This window comes from Methylobacterium bullatum, assembly GCF_014845095.1.
In the GTDB taxonomy this organism is placed as follows: domain Bacteria; phylum Pseudomonadota; class Alphaproteobacteria; order Rhizobiales; family Beijerinckiaceae; genus Methylobacterium; species Methylobacterium bullatum.
Map to the genome: position 1 here is coordinate 1 of NZ_NKUG01000012.1, position 21,016 is coordinate 21,016.

18 protein-coding genes are annotated in these 21,016 nt (G+C 68.6%); 15 read left to right on the forward strand and 3 right to left on the reverse strand.

All coding sequences use genetic code 11. The annotated features are described in order from the left end of the window. Window positions 1-67 precede the first annotated feature (67 nt). The 3 genes from tkt to MBTS_RS01420 form a co-directional block, all read right to left on the reverse strand. Complete coding sequence (gene tkt / locus MBTS_RS01410) at window positions 68-2,143, reverse strand: transketolase (RefSeq protein ID WP_018044093.1); 2,076 nt, start codon at window positions 2,141-2,143, stop codon at window positions 68-70. A 63-nt stretch (window positions 2,144-2,206) separates the two neighbouring features. Further along, window positions 2,207-4,066, reverse strand: coding sequence for a glycoside hydrolase family 15 protein (locus MBTS_RS01415; protein ID WP_018044092.1), 1,860 nt, complete (start codon window positions 4,064-4,066; stop codon window positions 2,207-2,209). A gap of 160 nt (window positions 4,067-4,226) precedes the next feature. Beyond that, window positions 4,227-4,886 carry a hypothetical protein gene (locus MBTS_RS01420; protein WP_192214940.1) on the reverse strand — a complete coding sequence of 220 codons (660 nt, stop codon included), beginning with the start codon at window positions 4,884-4,886 and terminating at the stop codon, window positions 4,227-4,229. 234 nt (window positions 4,887-5,120) lie between these two features. Here MBTS_RS01420 and MBTS_RS01425 point away from each other — a divergent pair, with 234 nt between their 5' ends. The 15 genes from MBTS_RS01425 to MBTS_RS01495 all read left to right on the forward strand — a co-directional run bounded on the left by MBTS_RS01425 (window position 5,121) and on the right by MBTS_RS01495 (window position 20,932). Then, complete coding sequence (locus MBTS_RS01425) at window positions 5,121-5,708, forward strand: ANTAR domain-containing response regulator (protein WP_018044090.1); 588 nt, start codon at window positions 5,121-5,123, stop codon at window positions 5,706-5,708. Beyond that, entirely contained in the window at window positions 5,705-6,721 is a 1,017-nt protein-coding gene (locus MBTS_RS01430) for a CmpA/NrtA family ABC transporter substrate-binding protein (RefSeq protein WP_056142445.1), read from the forward strand. The genes MBTS_RS01425 and MBTS_RS01430 overlap by 4 nt, the downstream gene beginning before the upstream one ends. A 321-nt stretch (window positions 6,722-7,042) precedes the next feature. Continuing rightward, window positions 7,043-8,332: a CmpA/NrtA family ABC transporter substrate-binding protein gene (locus MBTS_RS01435; RefSeq protein ID WP_056142444.1), complete on the forward strand. Its 1,290-nt coding sequence runs from the start codon at window positions 7,043-7,045 to the stop codon at window positions 8,330-8,332. Next, window positions 8,332-9,198, forward strand: coding sequence for a nitrate ABC transporter permease (gene ntrB, locus MBTS_RS01440; protein ID WP_056142441.1), 867 nt, complete (start codon window positions 8,332-8,334; stop codon window positions 9,196-9,198). The genes MBTS_RS01435 and ntrB overlap by 1 nt, the downstream gene beginning before the upstream one ends. Window positions 9,199-9,274: 76 nt before the next feature. Beyond that, window positions 9,275-10,069, forward strand: a complete 795-nt coding sequence (locus tag MBTS_RS01445; protein WP_018044086.1) for an ABC transporter ATP-binding protein — start codon at window positions 9,275-9,277, stop codon at window positions 10,067-10,069. A gap of 16 nt (window positions 10,070-10,085) precedes the next feature. Then, a complete protein-coding gene (locus MBTS_RS01450) occupies window positions 10,086-11,309 on the forward strand; it encodes an NAD(P)/FAD-dependent oxidoreductase (RefSeq protein WP_056142440.1) in 1,224 nt (407 codons plus the stop codon). An 11-nt stretch (window positions 11,310-11,320) separates the two neighbouring features. Beyond that, window positions 11,321-13,108, forward strand: coding sequence for a NirA family protein (locus tag MBTS_RS01455; protein ID WP_147829996.1), 1,788 nt, complete (start codon window positions 11,321-11,323; stop codon window positions 13,106-13,108). Next, window positions 13,105-14,703: a sulfite reductase subunit alpha gene (locus MBTS_RS01460; protein WP_056142435.1), complete on the forward strand. Its 1,599-nt coding sequence runs from the start codon at window positions 13,105-13,107 to the stop codon at window positions 14,701-14,703. Before MBTS_RS01455 ends, MBTS_RS01460 begins: the two co-directional genes overlap by 4 nt. Window positions 14,704-14,984: 281 nt before the next feature. Next, window positions 14,985-15,833: a methanol oxidation system protein MoxJ gene (gene moxJ, locus MBTS_RS01465; protein ID WP_147829595.1), complete on the forward strand. Its 849-nt coding sequence runs from the start codon at window positions 14,985-14,987 to the stop codon at window positions 15,831-15,833. 88 nt (window positions 15,834-15,921) lie between these two features. After that, window positions 15,922-16,512 carry a cytochrome c(L), periplasmic gene (moxG, locus tag MBTS_RS01470; protein ID WP_192214941.1) on the forward strand — a complete coding sequence of 197 codons (591 nt, stop codon included), beginning with the start codon at window positions 15,922-15,924 and terminating at the stop codon, window positions 16,510-16,512. A gap of 91 nt (window positions 16,513-16,603) precedes the next feature. After that, a complete protein-coding gene (locus MBTS_RS01475) occupies window positions 16,604-16,894 on the forward strand; it encodes a methanol dehydrogenase [cytochrome c] subunit (RefSeq protein WP_018044532.1) in 291 nt (96 codons plus the stop codon). A gap of 110 nt (window positions 16,895-17,004) precedes the next feature. Then, the gene (locus MBTS_RS01480; protein WP_192214942.1) at window positions 17,005-18,036 is read left to right on the forward strand and encodes an AAA family ATPase; all 1,032 of its coding nucleotides are present in this window, start codon (window positions 17,005-17,007) and stop codon (window positions 18,034-18,036) included. Then, window positions 18,033-18,905, forward strand: a complete 873-nt coding sequence (locus tag MBTS_RS01485) for a DUF58 domain-containing protein (RefSeq protein ID WP_192214943.1) — start codon at window positions 18,033-18,035, stop codon at window positions 18,903-18,905. Before MBTS_RS01480 ends, MBTS_RS01485 begins: the two co-directional genes overlap by 4 nt. 8 nt (window positions 18,906-18,913) lie before the next feature. Continuing rightward, a complete protein-coding gene (locus MBTS_RS01490) occupies window positions 18,914-19,834 on the forward strand; it encodes a nonribosomal peptide synthetase MxaA (RefSeq protein ID WP_192214944.1) in 921 nt (306 codons plus the stop codon). Window positions 19,835-19,891: 57 nt separating this feature from the next. Further along, window positions 19,892-20,932 carry a vWA domain-containing protein gene (locus MBTS_RS01495; RefSeq protein WP_192214945.1) on the forward strand — a complete coding sequence of 347 codons (1,041 nt, stop codon included), beginning with the start codon at window positions 19,892-19,894 and terminating at the stop codon, window positions 20,930-20,932. The last annotated feature ends 84 nt before the right edge of the window (window positions 20,933-21,016 follow it).

The following is a 21,016-nucleotide window of genomic DNA, read 5'->3' on the forward strand; positions in this document are numbered from 1 at the left end:
CCACCCCTGACCCCTCCCCACAAGGGGAGGGGGACGTGCGTTCCGTCGTTCAGGGAACCCGCGAGACCTACTTCTTGTGCCGCGCGATCTGGTCGCGGGCGGCCTGCAGCACCTTCTCCGGCGTGAAGCCGAACTTGGTCTGCAGATCCTTGATCGGGGCCGAGGACCCGAACGTGTGCATGCCGATGATCGCGCCGGCGGAGCCCGCATAGCGGTCCCAACCGATGACCGAGCCCTGCTCGACAGCGACGCGGGCGAGCACCTCCGGCGTCAGCACCGCGTTGCGGTAGGCCTCGTCCTGACGCTCGAACAGGTCCCAGGACGGCATCGAGACCACGCGGGCCTTGATGCCCTCCGCCGTCAGCGCCTCGTAGGCCGAGACGCAGAGCTGCACCTCGCTGCCCGTGCCGATGAGGATGACCTCCGGCGTCCCCTCGCAATCGGCCAGCACGTAGCCGCCCTTCGCGACGCCGGCGGCGCTGCCGTACTTAGTCCGGTCGAAGGTCGGCAGCGGCTGGCGGCTCAGGGCCAGCACCGCCGGCTGATCCTTCAACCCCATGATGACCCGGTAGGCTTCCGCCACCTCGTTGGCATCCGCCGGGCGCAGGGTGACGAGGCCGGGGATGGCACGGAGCGTCAGGAGCTGCTCCACCGGCTGGTGGGTGGGGCCATCCTCGCCGACGCCGATGGAATCGTGCGTGAAGACGTGGAAGACCGGCAGTTCCATCAGCGAGGCGAGGCGGATCGGAGGCCGCATGTAATCGGCGAAGACCAGGAAGGTCGCTCCGTAGGCGCGCAGGCCGACGAGGCCGAGGCCGTTGACGATCGACCCCATGGCGTGTTCGCGGACGCCGAAATGGATGTTGCGGCCGCCCGGCTCGAAGGGCGAGAGGGTACCGGCCCCCTCGAATTCGAGCTTGGTCTTGTTGGAGGGCGCCAGATCCGCCGAACCGCCGAGCAGGTGGGGCACGTTCTTGGCGATGGCGTTGAGCACCTTGCCGGAGGATTCGCGCGTGGCCATGCCCTTGGCGTCGGCCGGGAAGACCGGGATGTCCTTGTCCCAGCCCTCGGGCAGGCGGCCCGTGAGGAGGGCGTCGATCTCTTCGGCCAGGGCCGGATCGGAGGCCTTGGCCTCGGCCATGAAACCTTCCCAGGTGGCGAACAGCTCGGCGCCGCGCTGGCCGATGCCGCTGCGGAAGTTCTCCACCACGCCGTCCGGCACCAGGAACTGGGAATCCTCGGGCCAGCCATAGGCCCGCTTGGCACCCTTCACCTCCTCCTCGCCCAGGGCGTCGGAATGGGCCTTCGAGGTGTTCTGCTTCTTCGGGGCGCCGAAGCCGATGATCGAGTTGACGACGATGAGCGTCGGCCGGTCGCTGGATTGGAGGAAGGTCTCCAGGGCGGCGGAAATGGCATGGACGTCGTTGGCGTCGGCCACCCGCAGGACCTGCCAGCCATAGGAGAGGAAGCGCGTCGCCACCTCTTCCGAGAAGGCGAGTTCGGTGTGCCCCTCAATGGTGATCGTGTTGTTGTCGTAGATCCAGCACAGGTTCGACAGGCGCAGATGCCCGGCGATGGAGGCGGCCTCGGCGGCCACGCCCTCCATCAGGTCGCCATCCGAACAGATCGCGTAGACGTTGAAGTCGAACAGCGGCAGGTCGGGACGGTTCAGGGTCTCACCGAGGAAGCGGCCGCCCATCGCCATGCCGACGGAATTGGCGACGCCCTGGCCGAGAGGCCCGGTGGTGGTCTCGACGCCGGTGGTGAAATGGTATTCCGGGTGCCCCGGCGTCTTGCTGTCGAGCTGGCGGAAGTTCTTGATGTCCTCGATGGTGATCGCAGGCTCGTTGCCGCCATCGGTCTGGGCGACACCGGCGAGGTGCAGCAGCCCGTAGAGCAGCATCGAGGCATGGCCCGCCGAGAGCACGAACCGGTCGCGGTTGGGCCAGTGCGGATGCGCCGGATCGTAGCGGAGATAGCGATTCCACAGGGTGTAGGCCACGGGCGCCAGGGCCATCGGCGCGCCGGCATGGCCGGAATTCGCCTTCTGCACCGCGTCGATCGCCAGGGTACGCAGGGTGTCGATGGAGAGCTTGTCGATCTCGCTCAGTTCACCCTTCGGCTTGGTCTCGGCTCCGCTCATGGTCTCGTCTTCCTATTCTTTGCGGGGCTGCGGCGATCAGCTGTGCTGGGCCGCGGCGCCTTCTCAATTTGCGACACCCTGGCCGGGAGAACTCGCCCGGTTCGGCGATGTGGCCCGGGCGAGGGCGGATTTCTCGCTGCGCTCCCGCGCCGGCCCGCTGGCACGGCTATAGTTCAAAATCGTGTTCACCAACGTGACGTGACTGAACGCCTGGGGGAAATTGCCCACAAGGCGCTTGGCTCCCACGTCGTATTCCTCCGCCACGAGCCCGACATCGTTGCAGACGCCGATGAGGCGTTCGATCAGCTCCCGCGCCTCGTGGCAGCGGTCGAGGCCGATGAGATTGTCGGCGTACCAGAAGCTACAGGGCAGGAAAGCCCCCTCGCCGCCGGGCAGACCATCGGTATTGTCATCCTCGGTGTCGTAGCGCAGCACGAATCCGTCACGCATCAGGTGTTTGCCGATGGCCTCCACCGTGCCGACGACACGCGGGTCGTCCTGGGGCAGGAAGCCCATATGGGCGATGAGGAGCAGGCTCGCATCGAGGGTCTTGGCCCCGTAATACTGGACGAAGCTGTTCAGCTCCTTGTCGAACCCCTTCTCGCAGACCTCCTCGTGGATATGGTCGCGGATCGCACGCCAGCGATCCACGGGGGCGGGCGGCCCGTCGCCCATCTCGAAGGAGCGGATGGCCCGGTCGAAGGCGACCCAGGCCATGACCTTGGAATGGACGAAGTGGCGGCGCCCGCCGCGCACCTCCCAGATGCCCTCGTCGGGCTCGCTCCAGACCTTCTCCAGATGCTCCAGCAGGGCGAGGCCCACGCGCCAGCCGTCGGCATCGCCGAGAAGGCCGCGCTGACGGGCCTGATAGAGCGCGTCGAAGATCTCGCCGTAGACATCGAGCTGGAACTGGTCGACCGCCGCGTTGCCGATCCGCACCGGCTTCGACCCCTCGTAGCCGGGAAGCCAGTCGAGCTCGATCTCGGGCAGGAGCCGCTCGCCTGCGATGCCGTAGAGGATGTGCGCCTGTTCCGGATTGCCGGCCACGGCGCGGATCAGCCAGTCGCGCCAGGCCCGCGCCTCGTCGAGAAAGCCGCCATCCATCAGGGCGATCAGGGTGAAGGTCGAATCCCGCAGCCAGCAGAACCGGTAATCCCAGTTGCGCACGCCGCCGAGTTCCTCGGGCAGGGAGGTGGTGGGCGCGGCCACGATCCCGCCCGTGGGCGTGTAGATCAGAGCCTTGAGTGTCAGCAGCGAGCGCTTGAGGATCGCGTCCCAGGGCGTGCCGGACGCGCAGCGGCTCGACCAGTCGCGCCAGTAGCGATCGGTCTGGAACAGCACCTTGCGCGGCTCGATCGGAGGCGGGTCGTCCTCGTGCGAGGGGCCGTAGCTGAGGCAGAACGACAGGCTCTCGCCCTCCGCCACGGTGAAGTCCGAAACCGTGGTCTGACCGACCCCATCGAGGGGCGCGCGAGTGCGGAGAACCACCTTATGGGGACCGGAAATCGCCCGCAGGTCACCGAGTTCGTTGTGAGACACCCAAGGCACCGCGAGCCCGTAATCGAAGCGCACGGCGAGGACCATGCGCATGTCGACCGAGCCGGACAGGCCTTCGACGATGCGCACCATGTGCGACCCGTCATTGGCCGGCATGTAGTCGATCACCCTGGCCTCGCCTGCGGAGGTCACATAGCGCGTCTCGAGGACGAGACTGCCCTCCCGGTAGCGGCGCGTGACCGTGGCCTCGCCATCCGCCGGGGACAGTTTCCAGAACCCGTGTTCCTCGGTGCCGAGGAGGGAGGCGAAACAGGCGGCGGAATCGAAACGGGGCCAGCAGAGCCAGTCGATGCTGCCGTCGCGCCCGATCAGCGCAGCGGTGCGGCCATCGCCGACCAGCGCGTAATCCTCGATCCGTCCCGCCATGCCCATCCTTGCCGCCGGGCCCCCGCGGCAATGCGGTCCTCGCGCCCGTCTCGTCGACGAAGGCTCACCTAGTCCCCGACAGGGGGAGAATCCAGCGGCAAAGCTCTGAAAGAAAGGTCGGACCGGCCCGAAACCGCGCGTGATGCGCGGTGCAGTGCGATCAGGGCCGCAACGGCAGGCGGTCGACGAGCCCGGTCACGACATTGCCGAGGGCCAGGGCCTCGGCGCCCACCGCCGCGCTCTGGGTGCCGACGAAGCTGCCGGCCCGGCTGATCGCGGAGATCGCCGGCGCGAAGGGCAGGGCGAGATGCGGAATCAGTTCCTCGTCCGCCTCGGCCTCGACCCGGAACGGCTCGGGCGAGACGGCGGCCTTCGCAGCGACGACCGACGGAACCCGGTTGGCGTCGGGTCTCGTCGCCTCGGTCTTCGCCATTTCGGACCGCGCGGAATCGGGCCGGCGTTGAGACGGTTTCACGGCGGCGGTGCGGGACGTCGCGCGGCGCGGCGCGACGCTGGCGGTCGTGGTCACGAGGTCGCGCAGCGGAAACTGATCACGGAAGGCGAAGGCGGCCGGGACGAAGGCCGTGCCCAGATCGGCGGTCTCGATCGGGCTCGCCTGCGTCGTCCGGCTCTCCATCTCGACGATCCGCGTGCTGGCGGGCGTCTCGGGAACGGGCGCGGAAGGCGTCTGGCAGAGGAAGGAGGCGGCGGACACGATCACCGCGACGACGATCGTCGGCAGCAGGGGAAGCGCCATGCCGGTCCCGGCCTCGGAGGCGAGGGCGTTCTCGACAGGCTGCGATATGCGGCACTCCACCATCCGAACACCTCACCCCGCTTCGACACCGCCATTAGCGCCCGCGTTTGCGGCGGAAGCTGGGCCATTTCCTTTCCCGAACGTATCGAAAGGTGTCGAAGCCGATGATTTGGCCACGGTCTTTTTCGGCGATGCCGGTGTGTCGGGGAGATCCGTGCGGTCGAGCCCTGTGTTAGGTACGCCTCTTGCCCGTTCCCGCCGGCACGAACCGGCCGTCCCGCCCCCCATTGGGCCCCGATGACAGAACCTTCCTTCACCGTCGCCGTGATCGATCCGAGCCGGGCCCGCGCAGCGATCCTCGAAGAGGGCCTGCGCGCCGCCGGAATCGCGGATGTGGTCATCATCCCCGACACCGCCGACCTGCCGGCGCAGGTGGCCGCCCTCAATCCCGACGTGGTGGTGATCCACCTGGAGAGCCCCAGCCGGGACATCCTCGAACAAATGTCGGGCCTGTCCCGCCATGTGGAGCGGCCGGTGGCGATGTTCGTCGACCGCTCGGACGCGCCGATGATGCAGGCGGCGGTGGATGCCGGTATCTCGGCCTATGTGGTGGACGGGCTGCATCCCCAGCGCATCCGGTCGATCCTCGACATCGCCATCCTGCGGTTCCAGGCCTTCGCCCGGCTGCAGCGGGAACTGGTGGAGGCGCGGGGCGAGCTCGCCGACCGGAAGATCGTGGAGCGCGCCAAGGGCATCCTCATGGCCGCCCGCTCCCTCAGCGAGGAGGAGGCCTACAAGCTGATGCGGCGCAAGGCCATGAACGAGAAGAGCAAGATCGCCGACATCGCCCGCGCCATCGTCACCACGGCGGACCTGTTCGGATGAGGCTCGCGCTCGGATACGTCCCCCTCGTGGATGCCGCGAGCCTGATCGCGGCGGCGGAGCTCGGCTTCGCCAAGGCCGAGGGGCTCACCCTCGACCTCGTGCGCGAGCCCTCCTGGGCGACCCTGCGCGACAAGCTGGCGGTGGGCCATCTCGATGGCGCGCATATGCTAGCGCCCCTCGCCATCGCCAGCGCGCTCGGGCTGAGCGGGCCGCTGACCCGGCTTTGCGTGCCGATGGCGCTCAACCTCAACGGCAACGCCATCACGGTGTCCCGCCCCCTATGGGAGGCGATGGAGGCCGCGGACGACGAGGTCGACACCGTGGCCGCCGCTTTCGCGCACATCGCCATGCGGCGGGAGCGGGAGGGGAGGCCATTGACGCTGGGCACGGTGCATCCGTTCTCCAGCCACACCTACCAGCTCCGGATCTTCGCCGAGCGCGGCGGCCTCGACCTCGACACGCAGACGCGCCTCGTGGTGATCCCGCCGCCACAGATCGCCGAGGCGCTGCGGCGCGAACTGATCGACGGGTTCTGCGTCGGGAGCCCCTGGAACAGCGTCGCCGTGGCGGAGGGGTATGGCCGCATCGCGGTCCTCGGCAGTGAACTCCTGCCCGATTGCCCGGAGAAGGTTCTGGCCCTGCCGGAATCCGAAGCGCCGCGCTGCGCCCCCCTGGTGCGTGCCCTCGACCGGGCCGGGCGCTGGTGCGCCGATCCCGGCAACAGCGCCGAACTCGCCTCCCTCCTTTCGCGCGACGGCTACCTGAACGTACCGGCGCCGATTCTCGAACGGGCGCTCACGGGGGACGTGATCGTCGATTCCGACGGGCGGCGGCGGCGGGACCCGCATTTCAGCCTGTTCGGCGAGCGCGCGCACCGGCCCGACCCCGGCCATGCGGATTGGTTCGTCGGCGAGGCGGAGCGCGCCGGACAGCTTGTCGCCTCCGACGAGCTTCGTTCCGCCGCCCGCGCGATCTACCGCCCGGACCTGTTCGATGCCGCTCTGAGCGGCTGATCGGGGCCGGACGCCGCTTTTGGCGGCACGAAAAGCCTCCCGATTGTGCAACGCACGCCCCGCCGAAGCCGCAGGGCCGCGTGCTCTCCCGCGCCGTCCGAACCGCCTTCGGACTTAGAGCCGTTACAGGCTGGACTGCGTCTGGCACGGAACCTGCTGAGCCTATCCCGCTCGTCAACGGCGACGGGCACGAATGTCGGCAGAGCCGCTGACCCAAGTAACCCGTTGGCGCGCTTTCGCGGCTGCCTTCGGTTGCGTTTGGGCAGCGGTTTTTTTTCGTTTTCGGGTCGAATGCTTAAGCTTCGAGGGATCGAGTTTTCCATGACTGACGGGTTTCAGAACAGCCGCCGCAGCCTCTTGAAGGGCGCCGCCGCGACCTTGTCGCTGGCAGCCCTGGCGCGCACTGCGCTGCCCGGCGGTGCCTTCGCGCAGGGGGCCGGCCCGGAAGTGAAGGGCGCCAAGCTCGGTTTCATCGCCCTCACCGATGCCGGTCCGCTCTTCGTCGCCAAGGAAAAGGGCTTCTTCGCCAAGCACGGCATGCCCGACGTGGAGGTGCTGAAACAGGCGAGCTGGGGCACCACCCGCGACAACCTCGTGCTCGGCTCGGAGGGGAACGGCATCGACGGCGCTCACATCCTGACGCCGATGCCCTACCTGATCTCGGCCGGCCGCGTGACGCAGAACAACGTCCCCGTGCCGATGCAGATCCTGGCGCGCCTCAACACCAACGGCCAATGCGTCTCGGTGGCCAAGGAGTATCTGGACGCCAAGGTCTCCCTCGATTCCAAGGTGTTCAAGGCGGCGATCGACAAGAAGAAGGCCGCCGGCAAGTCGGTGAAGGCGGCCATGACCTTCCCCGGCGGCACCCACGACCTCTGGATCCGCTACTGGCTCGCCGCCGGCGGGATCGACCCCGACAAGGACATCGAGACCATCGTCGTGCCGCCGCCCCAGATGGTGGCGAACATGAAGGTCGGCACGATGGATTGCTTCTGCGTCGGCGAGCCGTGGAACGCGCAGCTCGTGCAGCAGGGCCTCGGCTACACCGCGCTGACCACCGGCGAATTGTGGAAGGACCACCCGGAGAAGGCGTTCGCCATGCGCGCCTCCTGGGTCGAGAAGAACCCCATCGCCGCCAAGGCCCTGACCATGGCGGTGCTGGAAGCGCAGATGTGGTGCGACAAGCCCGAGAACCGGGACGAGTTCTCGGCAATCGTCGCCAAGCGCCAGTGGATCAACATCCCCGTCGGCGACGTCGCCGGCCGCATGAAGGGCACCATCGATTACGGCGACGGCCGCGTGGTCGAGAACAGCCCCTACGTCATGAAGTTCTTCGCCGACAACGCCTCCTACCCCTACCAGAGCCACGACCTCTGGTTCCTCACCGAGGACATCCGCTGGGGCAAGTTCGACGCGCAGACGGACACCAAGGCGCTCATCGCCAAGGTGAACCGCGAGGATATCTGGCGCGACGCCGCCAAGGCGCTGGGCGTCACCGCGATCCCGAGCTCCACGTCGCGCGGCAAGGAGACCTTCTTCGACGGAAAGGTCTTCGATCCCGCCGATCCCGCCGCCTACCTGTCCAGCCTCGGCATCAAGAGGATCGCGTGATGGCCAACACCTCCACCATCGCCGTGACGGGAGCCGCCGCGAAACCGGCGGCCAAGGCCCCGCGCAAGCCCCTGGTGACCCTGGCGACGTTCCGCCGGATCGCCGTCAACCTGATCCCGCCGGTCGTGGTGCTGATCGCCTTCCTGGTGATCTGGGAGCTGCTGTGCTCGCGGCCCACCGCCGGTCTGCCGCCGCCCTCGCGCGTCGTCACCGAGGCGTGGGACATCATCGCCCACCCGTTCTACGACAATGGCGGCACCGACAAGGGCCTGTTCTGGCACATCTACGCCAGCATCCAGCGCGTCGCCTTCGGCTTCGCCCTGGCCACCGTCGTGGGCATCATGGTCGGCACCCTGATCGGCCAGTCGGACTGGGCCATGCGCGGCCTCGACCCGATCTTCCAGGTGCTGCGCACGATCCCGCCGCTGGCCTGGCTGCCGCTCTCCCTCGCGGCGTTCCGCGACGGCCAGCCCTCGGCCATCTTCGTGATCTTCATCACCTCGATCTGGCCGATCATCATCAACACGGCGGTGGGCATCCGCAACATCCCGCAGGATTACCGCAACGTGGCGGCGGTGCTGCGCCTCAACCCGCTCGAATTCTTCGTGAAGATCATGCTGCCCTCGGCGGCTCCCTACATCTTCACGGGGCTTCGCATCGGCGTCGGTCTGTCCTGGCTCGCCATCGTGGCGGCGGAGATGCTCATCGGCGGCGTCGGCATCGGCTTCTTCATCTGGGACGCCTGGAACTCGTCGCACATCTCCGAGATCATCGTCGCCCTCGTCTATGTCGGGGTGATCGGGTTCTTCCTCGACCGGTTCGTGGCCTTCATCGGCACCCTCGTCACCCGCGGCGCCACCGCCTGAACGCCTCCGCACGGCACGCCGGGGCTTCCCCGTCGTGCCGTGCCCCGACCGCCTCTCGCAGAGGGACACGAGACCCATGAGCTATCTCAGCATCGAGAATGTCGGCATCAGCTTCACCCGCGCCGGGCGCACCAACGAGGTGCTGCGCGACGTGAGCGTGAAGATCGACAAGGGCGAGTTCGTCTCGCTGATCGGCCATTCCGGCTGCGGCAAGTCGACGGTGCTCAACATCGTCGCCGGGCTGCTCAAGGCCTCCACCGGCGGCGTCCTCCTTGAAGAGAAGGAGGTGAACAGCCCCGGCCCGGACCGCGCCGTGGTGTTCCAGAACCATTCCCTGCTGCCCTGGCTGACCGTGCGCGAGAACGTGGCGCTCGCCGTCGAGAAGGTGCTCAAGGGCAAGAAGACCAAGGCCGAGCGGTCCGAATGGATCGACCACAACCTCGCCCTCGTGAACATGACCCATGCCGCGGACCGTCGCCCCAACGAGATCTCGGGCGGCATGAAGCAGCGCGTCGGCATCGCCCGGGCGCTCGCCATGGAGCCGAAGGTGCTCCTCCTCGACGAACCGTTCGGGGCGCTGGACGCGCTGACCCGCGCCCATCTGCAGGACTCGCTGATGGACATCCATGCGCGGCTGAAGAACGCCGTGATCATGATCACCCACGATGTCGACGAGGCGGTGCTGCTCTCGGACCGGATCGTGATGATGACCAACGGTCCCTCGGCCACGGTCGGCGAGATCCTGAAGGTCGATCTCGAGCGTCCCCGCCGCCGCCTCGATCTGGTGGAGGACGCCACTTACACCCATGCTCGCGCCGCAGTGCTCGAGTTCCTCTATGCCCGCCACGCCAAACCCGCCATGGCGGCGTGAGGATCGGACGCAGGTCATGAAGGAGCGTCTGGTGGTGATCGGCAACGGCATGGCGTCGTTGCGGTTTCTGGAGCGGCTGACCGAGCGCGCGCCCGGTCGCTACGACGTCACCGTCGTGGGTGCCGAGCCGCAGGCGGCCTATAACCGCGTGCTGCTCTCGTCCCTGCTGGGCGGCGAGGTGGATGAGGCGGCCTGCGCGTTCCGGGGCCTCGACTGGTACGAGGCGCACGGCATCCGCCTCATCACCGGAGCGCCGGTGACGCAGATCGACCGGGAGAACGCCCTCGTCATGGTCGGCGAGACCCATGTCCTGCCCTTCGACAAGCTCGTTCTCGCGGTCGGCTCGTTGCCGATCCGGCTGCCGAAGCCCGGCATGGACCTGCCCGGCATCATCACCTTCCGCGATCTCGCGGATGTGGCGGCGATCCGGAAGGCCGCGGTGACGGGGGCGAAGGCCATCGTCATCGGCGGCGGCCTGCTCGGGTTGGAGGCCGCCGTCGGCCTCGCGCGGCTCGGGGTCGACACCACCCTGCTCCATGTCATGGACCGGCTGATGGAGCGCCAACTCGACCACCACGCCGCCGGCCTGGTGAAGCGCGCCATGGAATCCCGCGGTGTCCGCGTCCTCCTCAAGGCCGATACCGCCCATGTGGAGGGCGACGGCCGGGTCGAGCGCCTCGTCCTGTCGGACGGCACGGTGCTGCCGGCCGACCTCGTGGTGATGTCGGTGGGGGTACGCCCCAATGCCGTCCTCGCCCAGGGCGCCGGGCTCGATGTCGGGCGCGGCATCAAGGTCGACGACCGGATGACGAGCTCCGATCCGCGCATCTTCGCGCTCGGCGAATGCGCCGAGCATCGCGGCATGGTCTACGGCCTCGTCGAGCCCGCCTACGACCAGGCCGAAGTGTTGAGCCGCCACCTCGTCGGCGAGGAGGCGGCCTATCTCGGCACATCGCTGGCCACCAGCCTCAAGGTCTCGGGCCTGCCGGTCTTCTCGGCCGGCGAGATCGAGGCGCCCGAACATGCCGAGACGGTGGTGATGTCGGACCCCGGCCTCGGCCTCTACCGGAAGCTGATCATCGGCGACGGCAAGCTCCTCGGCGCCGTCTTCGTCGGCGACATCGCCGAACAGGGCTGGTGCAAGACGCTGATCCGCACCGGCGAACCGATCGCCGATCACCGAGACGACCTGATGTTCGGGCGCGTCCACGCCCCCGATTCCCAATCCCTGGCAGCATGATGGAGGCTTCCATGGCCGACGACTTCAACGCCGAGCAGAAGCGCTACCTCGAAGGCTTCGCCTCGGGCATCGCCGCCGCCCGCCTCACCGGCGGCCTCGCCCTCGGGCAGGGTGCCGCCGCGCCCTCCGAGCCCACCGGCCCGGACGCCATCCACATCAAGGCCCAGGACGCCACGGTGAAGGCCGGCGGCAAGCTCTGCGACCAGGAGAAGTGGAAGCGGGCGGAGAACCCGTTCGACGGGCACAACCGCCTCATCGCCGAGGCCGCCACCGGTAAGGCCCCGAAGCCGGAGGACAATTTCCGCTGGCGCTATCACGGCCTGTTCTGGCTCGCCCCGGCCAGCGGCGACTTCATGTGCCGCCTGCGCATCCCCAACGGCATCCTGCAGCACTGGCAGTTCGCCGGTATCGCGGATCTCGCCGATGCCCATGGCGGCGGCTACAGCCACGTCACCACCCGCGCCAACCTCCAGGTCCGCGAGATCACGGCGGAGCACGGCCAGCCCTTCCTCGACGGGCTGATCGATCTCGGCCTCACGGCGCGCGGCTCGGGCGCCGACAACATCCGCAACGTGACCGGCTCACCCGTGGCCGGCATCGACGCCCAGGAACTCCTCGACACGCGGCCCCTGGCCAAGTCCTGGCACAACTGGATCATCAACGACCGTTCGCTATACGGCCTGCCGCGCAAGTTCAACGTCGCCTTCGACGGCGGCGGCGTGATGCCGGTGCTGGAGGAGACCAACGATATCGGCTTCCAGGCGGTGAAGGTCCTCGATGGCGCGGCCGTGGAGCCCGGCATCTGGATGCGCCTCGTGCTCGGCGGCATTTCGGGCCACCGCGATCTCGCCCGCGACACCGGCGTGGTGCTGAAGCCCGAGGCCTGCAACAAGGTCGCCGACGCGATCCTGCGGGTCTTCATCAAGAACGGCGACCGGACCAACCGCAACAAGAGCCGGATGAAGTACGTCCTCGATGCCTGGGGCTTCGACAAGTACCTCGCCGCCGTGGAAGACGAGCTCGGATACAAGCTCGACCGGGTCGACCCCGCCCATCTCGCGCCGCGTGCGCCCATGGACCGCTTCTCCCATGTGGGCGTCCACAAACAGGTCCAGCCGGGCCTGAACTGGATCGGCGTGATCCTGCCCGTCGGCAAGATGACCTCCGACCAGATGCGGGAATTGGCAAAGATCTCGTCGGAATGCGGCGACGGCGCCATCCGCATGACGGTGTGGCAGAACTTCCTGTTCTCCGGCGTGCCCGATGCCAAGGTGGCCGAGGTCCAGGCCCGCGTGGCAGCGCTCGGCCTCACCACGGAAGCCTCCAGCATCCGCGCCGGCCTCGTGGCCTGCACCGGCAACAAGGGCTGCAAGTTCGCCGCCTCGGACACGAAGGGCCACGCGCTCGTCATCGCCGATTACATGGAGGCCCACCTGCCGGAACTCGACGTGCCCGTGAACGTGCACGTCACCGGCTGCCACCATAGCTGCGCCCAGCATTACATCGGCGATATCGGCCTCATCGGCGCGAAGGTCGTCGTCTCGGAGGAGGGCGACACGGTCGAGGGCTACGACATCGTCGTCGGCGGCGGCTTCGGCGACAGCCCGAAGATCGGCACCGAGATCTGGAAGGCGGTGAAGGCGGAGGATTGCCCCTCGCGGATCGAGGCGCTGCTGCGCAGCTATCTCGGCCGCCGCGAGAGCCGGGAGGAGAGCTTCCAGGCCTTCACCGCGCGCACCGGCCCCGAGACCCTCCGCAACCTCGCCGAAGATCAACCCGTCCTGAAGGCCGCAGCATGAGCGAGCACGTCATCCCCCCGCTCGTTCTCATCCCCGAGAACGCCCCGTTCAACCCGGATCAGCGTTCCTGGCTGTCGGGCTATTTCGCCGCCCTGCTCGGCCCCGCCGTGGAGGGCGCGACGGCCCTCGCGCCCGGCGATACGGGCAGCGGCCCGAAGCTCGCCGACAATGACGACGCGCCCTGGCACGATCCGTCGATGCCGCTGCCCGACCGGATGGAGCTCGCCAAGGAGCGTCCCGAGCCCCAGAAGCTCATGGCCGCCATGGCCCAGCAGGATTGCGGGCAGTGCGGCTACAATTGCGCCGACTACGCCAACGCTCTGTTCCTGAAGAAGGAAGAGCGCCTGAACCTGTGCCAGCCGGGGGGCAAGGACACCCTCCGCATGCTCAAGAAGCTGGATGAGGAATTCGGCGCGGGCGGCGGCGCGAAGGCGGCCGAAGCGGGGGAGGGCGAGGCCAAGGCGGAAGCGCCCCTCGGACCGCTCGGCTATTGCCGCGAGAACCCGGTGGAGGCCGTGTTCCTGTCCCGCACCCGCCTCAACGAGCCGGGCGGCGAGAAGGAGACCTGGCATGTCGAGATCGATCTCACGGGCACGCCCATCGAGTACGTGGTCGGCGATTCCCTCGGCCTGTTCCCCTCGAACCCGCCGGCCCTGGTGGATGCGGTGATCGCCGAACTCGGCACCCGGCCCGAGCGCATGATCGGCGGTCAGACCCTGCGGAACCGGCTGATCAAGGATTACTCCCTGGGCGCCGCGCCGGACGGGCTCTACCAGCTCCTTTCCCTCCTCACCTCGGGGGAGGCCCGCAAGAAGGCGCGGGCGCTCTCGGCGGGCGAGGACCCGGACGGCGACGCCGCCTATCTCGACGTGCTCGGCGCGCTCCACAAGTTCCCCGGCGCCCGGCCCGACGCGGAGGTGTTCCTGGAAGCCCTCGACGAGCTGCAGCCGCGACTCTACTCGATCTCCTCCTCGCCCAAGGCCGATCCGGGCCGGGTCTCGCTCACGGTCGACGCGGTGCGCTACAACCACCGCTCGCGGCTGCGTCTGGGTGTCGCCTCGACCCATCTCGGCGAACGCATCGCCGAGAAGACCACGGTCAAGGTCTACCTGCAGAAGGCGCACGGCTTCGCCCTGCCGGAGGACCTGTCGAAGGACGTGATCATGTGCGGGCCGGGTACCGGCATCGCACCGTTCCGCGCCTTCCTGCGCGAGCGCGCCGCGACCCAGGCGCCGGGACGCAACTGGCTGTTCTACGGCCACCAGCGCCAGGCCAGCGACTTCTTCTACAAGGACGAGCTGAACGCGCTGAAGGACGGCAAGGTGCTCACCCGCCTGTCCCTCGCCTGGTCGCGGGACGGGACCGAGAAGACCTATGTGCAGGACCGCATGCGCGAGAACGGCGCGGACCTGTGGAAATGGCTCGAAGGCGGCGCCCATTTCTACGTCTGCGGCGATGCCAAGCGCATGGCCAAGGATGTGGAGCGGGCAATCATCGACGTCGCCGGAACCCATGGCGGTAAGAATCCCGACGAGGCCGTGGCCTACCTCGCCCATCTCAAGAAGACCGGGCGGTATCAGGCCGACGTGTACTGAAACCGGGAAACGCCCTCCTTTGCGGGCCATCGGATTCAAACACCTGATCGCGCTGGCAGAGCATGTCCCTCTCCCCCTTGTGGGGAGAGGTCAGGAGTGGGGGTGGCGCCGCTTGTCTCACTCGGCTGAGGGGCACCCAACCACCCCCACCTCCAGCTCCTCCCCACAAGCTCGACGGATCTCGGGCAGGCCCGAGATCCGCTGGGGAGGAGAGCGGCGCTCCGCTCACGCCGCCTCGATCCCAACGAATCCGACCCATAAAAAACAACGGAAACGCTCTCATGTCCTTCGCCAAAGGATGTCTGTCCGTCGCGGCTGTCCTCGCCTTGGGCGGTGCCGCGTTCGCGCAGGCCGACACGAAATCCGCGCCCGACGACAGCGTCCTCCGGGTCTGCGCGGCCAACCAGCCGCCGCTCTCGATGAAGGACGGCTCCGGGCTCGAGAACCGCATCGCCTCCGCCGTCGCCGAGGCCATGGGGCGCAAGGCGCAGTTCGTCTGGTCCGACAAGGCCGCGATCTATCTCGTGCGCGACAGCCTCGACAAGAAGCTGTGCGACGTGGTGGTCGGCCTCGACAGCGACGACCCGCGCGTGCTCGCCACGAAGCCCTATTACCGCAGCGGCTACGTCTTCATCACCCGCGCCGACAGGGACCTCGACATCAAGTCCTGGTCCGATCCGCGCCTGAAGACCATCGACCACATGGTCGTCGGTTTCGGCACGCCCGGCGAGGCGATGCTCAAGGATATCGGCCGCTACGAGGAGGACATGGCCTACCTCTACTCGCTGGTGAACTTCCGCGCGGCCCGCAACACCTACACGCAGATCGACCCGGCCCGCATGGTCAGCGAAGTCGTCGCCAACAAGGCCGACGTGGCCGTGGCCTTCGCGCCGGACGTCGCCCGCTACGTCAAGGATTCGAGCCAGCCCCTGCGCATGAATCCGGTGCCGGACGATACGGTGCGCAGCGACGGCCAGAAGGTGCCGCAGAGCTTCGACCAGTCCATGGGCGTCCGCCGCGACGACCAGGCCCTGAAGGCGGCCCTCGATGCCGCGATCGCCAAAGCCCGCCCGCAGATCGAGGCGATCCTCCGCCAGGACGGCGTGCCCGTCACCCCCGTTTCCAACTGATCCTCCGAACCCTGTCCCGCGTCGCCGGTGCGCTGAGCACCGGTACGCCCACCTCGGCCGCAAGTCCGGGGATAAACAGAGCAAATCGATGCGTCACACGAACCGTGTCCTCGCCGCCTTCCTCGCCCTCGGATTCACCTCCATCGGCGTGGCGGCCCTGGCCCAGCCGAATGCGGGCCCGTCAACGGGGATGACCTTCCGCAACACCGTCACCGGTGAGGAACTCAACACCTCCGAGGGCAAGGAGGGTGGCCGCGACACTCCCGCCGTCAAGGAGTTCTTCCAGACCGGCAAGAACCTCTACATCGACGACAAGTCCTGCCTGCGTAACGGCGAGTCGCTGTTCGCGACTTCGTGCTCCGGCTGTCACGGGCACCTCGCCGAAGGCAAGCTCGGCCCCGGCCTCAACGACAATTACTGGACCTATCCGTCCAACACCGAAGATACCGGCCTGTTCGCCACCATCTTCGGCGGCGCCAACGGCATGATGGGTCCGCACAACGAGAACCTGACGCCCGACGAGATGCTGCAGACGATCGCCTGGATCCGGCACCTCTATACCGGCCCGGTCAAGGACGCCGTCTGGCTCAACGACGAGCAGAAGAAGACATACACGCCCTACAAGCAGGGCGAGACCTTCCCCAAGGACGCTCCGGGCCAGTGCCCACCGCTGGAGTAGCGGTCTTGGGAAGTCACGTCGCGCGGGGATGCCTCGCGCGGTGAGCGAGAAGCGGCGGACGCCGTAGCAATCAAAACCAGAGGAGACGACCATGCGGACACTCATCACGGCTCTCGCAATCGGTGCGGGCGCGCTGCTCGCCGTTCCCGCGCTCGCCTATGACGGCACCAAGTGCAAGGCCGCCGGCGATTGCTGGCAGCCCAAGCCCGGCTTCCCCGAGAAGATCGCCGGCACGAAATACGACCCGAAGCACGATCCGAAGGAGCTGAACAAGCAGTCGGAGTCGATCAGGCTGATGGAAGAGCGCAACAAGAAGCGCATCGAAGCCGCCAAGAAGACCGGCAAGTTCGAATACGACGTCACCAAGATTTCCTCCAACTGACGTCGTCGCCGCCCATCGCTTTGGGCGGCCATCACGGTGACCGCGATCCCCTCAGGCGCCTGGACCGCTCCGTCCGGGGATCGCGGCCGCTGTCCTCAAAGGCAAACCCCATGAACGACATCCGCTCCGGCGACGCGATGCTCAGCGATTGGCGCGAGGCGGCCGGCCGTTTCGAGCGCGCGGTCCGCGGCGCCGTGGTGGGCCAGGACCGGGCGATCCGGCTTCTCACCATCGCGCTCTTCGCCCGGGGCCACGTGCTGCTCGAAGGCGATGTCGGCGTCGGCAAGACCACCCTGCTGCGCGCCGTGGCGCGGGCGCTCGGAGGCGCCTACGAGCGCATCGAGGGCACGGTGGACATGATGCCGTCCGACCTCATCTATCACACCTACCTCGCCGATGACGGTCGCCCGCGCGTGGAGCCGGGGCCGGTGCTGCGGCAATCCGAAGACCTCTCGATCTTCTTCTTCAACGAGATCAACCGCGCGCGTCCGCAGGTCCATTCGCTCCTGCTCCGCCTCATGGCCGAGCGGAGTCTCACCGCGTTCAACCGCGAATACCGTTTCCCCAATCTCCAGGTCTTCGCCGACCGCAACCGCGTCGAGCGCGAGGAGACCTTCGAGCTCCCCGCCGCCGCCCGCGACCGCTTCCTGATGGAGATCGGCCTCGAAGCCCCGCGCGATGCCGAGGCGCGCCGCGCCCTCGTCTTCGATCCGCGCTTCCACGACACCGACGCCCTCATCGCCGGCATCGACGGCGGCGTCCTCGATCACGCCGCCATGGCGGGGATCGGCGCGGCGATCCAGCACGGCATCCAGGCGAGCCCGGCCATCGAGGCCTACGTGGTCGGCCTGTGGGAGGCCCTGGTCCGCCCGCACGAGGCCGGCATCCGCCTGCCCGGCATCGACATGTCGGCCCTGATCCAGGGCGGGGCCTCGCCACGCGGCGTCGCCTTCCTCGTGCGGGCCGCCCGCGTCCGCGCCTGGCTGGAGGGCCGCGACTGGCTCGTGCCCGAGGATATCCGCGCGATCTTTCCCGAAGTGATGGCCCACCGCGTCTTCCTCGAGCCGATCTACGAGATGCGCCGCAGCACCATCGTGCCGGAACTCTGCCGCGCCGTGTTCGACACCGTGCCCGCCCCGTGACGGCGCCCGAGAGAACGCCCCAGGAGCCGACGCCGGACATCGTCTACCGCCCGCGCGGCCGCGTGCCCGGCACGGTGGCGGGCGCCCATCGCGGCCGCGACGCCGGGGGTCTGGGCACCTTCCGCGATCAGGTGCCGTTCCTGCGCATGCCGGATGCCCGCCGCATCGACGTCCGCGCCACCCTGCGCGACCCGTTCGAGGGAACCTATGTCCGCCGCTTCGAGAGTCGCACGGCGCTCGAAGTCTGGGCGCTGGTCGACCTTTCCGCCTCCATGCGCTTCTCCGGCGAGGCGGACAGGATGGGGCTCGTCTCGTCCTTCTGCGGCTGCCTCGCCGCCTCGGCCACGCGCATCGGCGACGCTTTCGGCCTGATCGGCTGCGATGCCGCCCTGCGGGAGGACGTGTTCCTGCCCGCGAGCCGTCGCCGCAGCATGGCCGGCGACGTGGTCTCCCGGCTGACGGACGCCGCCTGCACCGGCGACCGCGCGGACGGGATGGGGCAAGCGGCCCGCCGCCTCGTCGGCCGTCCCAAGATCGTGTTCCTGGTCTCCGACTTCCGCTGGCCGGAGGCACTCATCGCCGAGACCTTCGCGAGCCTGTCGCGCCACGACCTCGTGCCCGTCGTCCTGGCCGATTCCGCCGAGGACGACGATCTGCCCGAATGGGGCCTGATGGAGCTCGACGATCTCGAAGGCGCGGGCCGCCGCGTGGTCTTCATGCGCCCCGGCCTGCGCCGCCGCTGGATCGCGCGCGAAGCCGAGCGGGCCGAGACCCTGCGCCGGATCGCCTCCACCTACGGTCGTCCGCCCTTCCGCCTCGCGGGCCGCTTCGACCCCGACGCGGTCAGCCGCCACCTCCTGGCGAGTTGAGGCATCCCATGCGCCGCCTCGCCCCGCTCCTGTTCCTGCTCTGCTCGTCGCTCACCGCCCAGTCCCAGGTGCGGACCGTCGAGGTGCGCACGCCGCGCCCGTTCGGCTACTTCCTCGGCGATCTCGTCCGCGCCCAGGTCGATATCGTGGTCGAGCCGGGCTTTGCCCTGCAGGCCGCCTCGCTGCCCCAGCCCGGCGCGATCACCTATTGGCTCGACCTTCGCACCGTCGCGGTCACGCAGGCATCCGAGGGCGGCGGCAGCCGGGTGCGCCTCGATCTCACCTATCAGAACTTCTACGCCGCCCTCGATGCGCGCGCCCTCGAGATCCCTGGCTTCACCGTCACCTTCGTGAGCGATACGGACAAGGGCGCGACCACGGCCAAGGCCCAGGTCCCGCCCTGGTCGTTCAACATCTCGCCCCTGCGCGAGGTCCAGCCGCCGGCCCGCGAAGACCCGAGGACCTACCTGCGTCCGGACGGGCGGGTGGCGTCCCTCGACACGCAACCCCTCGTGGTCGGAAGCGCCGGCTTCATGGCCATGGCCCTGCTGGCCTTCGCGGGTCTCGCCTGGGACCGGACATGGTGGCCCTTCGCCAAACGCGGAGGAAGGGCCTTCGCGGCGTGCCTGCGCCGCCTGCGCGCCCTCGCCGGACGGGGGGAGGACGAGGCGGCCTACGAGACCGCCCTTCTCGCGCTTCACCGGGCGCTGGACGAGACCGACGGGCGCCGGGTCCTGGCCGACGACCTGCCGGCCTTCCTCACCCGCAACCCCTCCTATGCGCGGGAACGGGCCGGCCTCGCCGCCTTCCTCGACGCCTCGCGTCACAGCTTCTTCGGTCCCGGTCCGGCGGGGGCCATGCGGCGTCTTCCCTTGGCCGACATCGTGGCCCTGACCCGGAAACTCACCGCCATCGAGCGGGAATCATGAACGGGCCGAAAACCCGGCCGATGGCGGTCGAAGCATGGGTCTGATGGCGGTGGTCTCATGCGCCTGATGGCGGATTTTCCCTGGGTCTTGTGGCTGCTGCCTTTGGCGCTGCTGCCGCTCGCCGCGTCGAGCCAGCGGGTCACCCCGCTCTCCAGCATCGCGGCAAGCCCCGTCGACGGCCTGTCGCGCCTCATCGGCTGGGGCCTGCGCGCGGCCGGCATCCTCGCCATCGGCGGCCTCGTCGCCGCCCTGTCCGGTCCCTATCGCCAGGGCGAGACCATCACCCGCACGGGCATCGGCGCCCAGGTCTCGATCCTCGTCGATCGCTCGGGCAGCATGAACGAGACCTTCGCCGGGCTGCAGCCCTCCGGTGCCGAGGAATCGAAGGCGGCGGCCTCGCGCCGGCTCCTCGGCGAGTTCGTCGGCAGCCGCGCCCATGACCAGTTCGCCGTCTCGGCCTTCTCCACGGCCCCCATGCTGGTGGTGCCCATGACCGATCGGCACGAAGCGGTCCGCGCGGCCATCGCCGCCATCGACCGGCCGGGCCTCGACTACACCAACGTGGCGCGCGGCCTCGGCATGGCGCTCTCACAGTTCGGCGCCGGCACCGCCAACGTCTCGCGCGCCCTGCTCATCGTCTCCGACGGCGCGGCGGTGATCGATCCCCGCGTCCAGGGGACCTTGCGCGCCGAATTCGCGCGACTTCGCCCGAACCTCTACTGGTTGTTCCTGCGGACGAAGGGCTCTCCCTCCATCTCCGACAGGCCGTCGGGCGAGGACACCCCTCAGGCCGCGCCGGAACGACATCTCGACCTCTTCTTCAAGAGCCTCGGCACGCCCTACCGCGCCTTCGAGGCCGAGGGCGCCGAGGCGGTGGCCGATGCCATCGGCCAGATCGAGCGCCTGGAGCGCGACCCGATCCCCTATATCGAGCAACGGCCGCGCCGCGACCTCGCGGGATGGGCCTATGGAATCAGCCTGTTGGGCCTGATCCTGCTCGTCGCGGCCAAGCTCGCCGAGGCGGATCTCAGCCTGCGCCGGCCGGTGGTTTCCGCCTCCGCCGCGCCGGCTCCCCAGCCCCAGAGGCTCGCCGCATGAAGGCGTTTGTAAAACCAATATCGCCGCAGCGCGCCAACTCTCCCCCCTCTGCGGGGGAGGGTGGTCGCGGAGCGACCGGGGGAG

What these genes read in the sequence shown, in the direction of transcription:
- ntrB (WP_056142441.1), top strand. Translation starts at nt 8,332, where the DNA reads ATGGCCAACACCTCCACCATCGCCGTGACGGGAGCCGCCGCGAAACCG.
- moxJ (WP_147829595.1), top strand. Translation starts at nt 14,985, where the DNA reads ATGTCCTTCGCCAAAGGATGTCTGTCCGTCGCGGCTGTCCTCGCCTTG.
- MBTS_RS01480 (WP_192214942.1), top strand. Translation starts at nt 17,005, where the DNA reads ATGAACGACATCCGCTCCGGCGACGCGATGCTCAGCGATTGGCGCGAG.
- tkt (WP_018044093.1), bottom strand. Translation starts at nt 2,143, where the DNA reads ATGAGCGGAGCCGAGACCAAGCCGAAGGGTGAACTGAGCGAGATCGAC.
- moxG (WP_192214941.1), top strand. Translation starts at nt 15,922, where the DNA reads ATGCGTCACACGAACCGTGTCCTCGCCGCCTTCCTCGCCCTCGGATTC.
- MBTS_RS01425 (WP_018044090.1), top strand. Translation starts at nt 5,121, where the DNA reads ATGACAGAACCTTCCTTCACCGTCGCCGTGATCGATCCGAGCCGGGCC.
- MBTS_RS01415 (WP_018044092.1), bottom strand. Translation starts at nt 4,066, where the DNA reads ATGGCGGGACGGATCGAGGATTACGCGCTGGTCGGCGATGGCCGCACC.
- MBTS_RS01455 (WP_147829996.1), top strand. Translation starts at nt 11,321, where the DNA reads ATGGCCGACGACTTCAACGCCGAGCAGAAGCGCTACCTCGAAGGCTTC.
- MBTS_RS01490 (WP_192214944.1), top strand. Translation starts at nt 18,914, where the DNA reads ATGCGCCGCCTCGCCCCGCTCCTGTTCCTGCTCTGCTCGTCGCTCACC.
- MBTS_RS01420 (WP_192214940.1), bottom strand. Translation starts at nt 4,886, where the DNA reads ATGGTGGAGTGCCGCATATCGCAGCCTGTCGAGAACGCCCTCGCCTCC.
- MBTS_RS01430 (WP_056142445.1), top strand. Translation starts at nt 5,705, where the DNA reads ATGAGGCTCGCGCTCGGATACGTCCCCCTCGTGGATGCCGCGAGCCTG.
- MBTS_RS01445 (WP_018044086.1), top strand. Translation starts at nt 9,275, where the DNA reads ATGAGCTATCTCAGCATCGAGAATGTCGGCATCAGCTTCACCCGCGCC.
- MBTS_RS01435 (WP_056142444.1), top strand. Translation starts at nt 7,043, where the DNA reads ATGACTGACGGGTTTCAGAACAGCCGCCGCAGCCTCTTGAAGGGCGCC.
- MBTS_RS01495 (WP_192214945.1), top strand. Translation starts at nt 19,892, where the DNA reads ATGCGCCTGATGGCGGATTTTCCCTGGGTCTTGTGGCTGCTGCCTTTG.
- MBTS_RS01475 (WP_018044532.1), top strand. Translation starts at nt 16,604, where the DNA reads ATGCGGACACTCATCACGGCTCTCGCAATCGGTGCGGGCGCGCTGCTC.
- MBTS_RS01460 (WP_056142435.1), top strand. Translation starts at nt 13,105, where the DNA reads ATGAGCGAGCACGTCATCCCCCCGCTCGTTCTCATCCCCGAGAACGCC.
- MBTS_RS01450 (WP_056142440.1), top strand. Translation starts at nt 10,086, where the DNA reads ATGAAGGAGCGTCTGGTGGTGATCGGCAACGGCATGGCGTCGTTGCGG.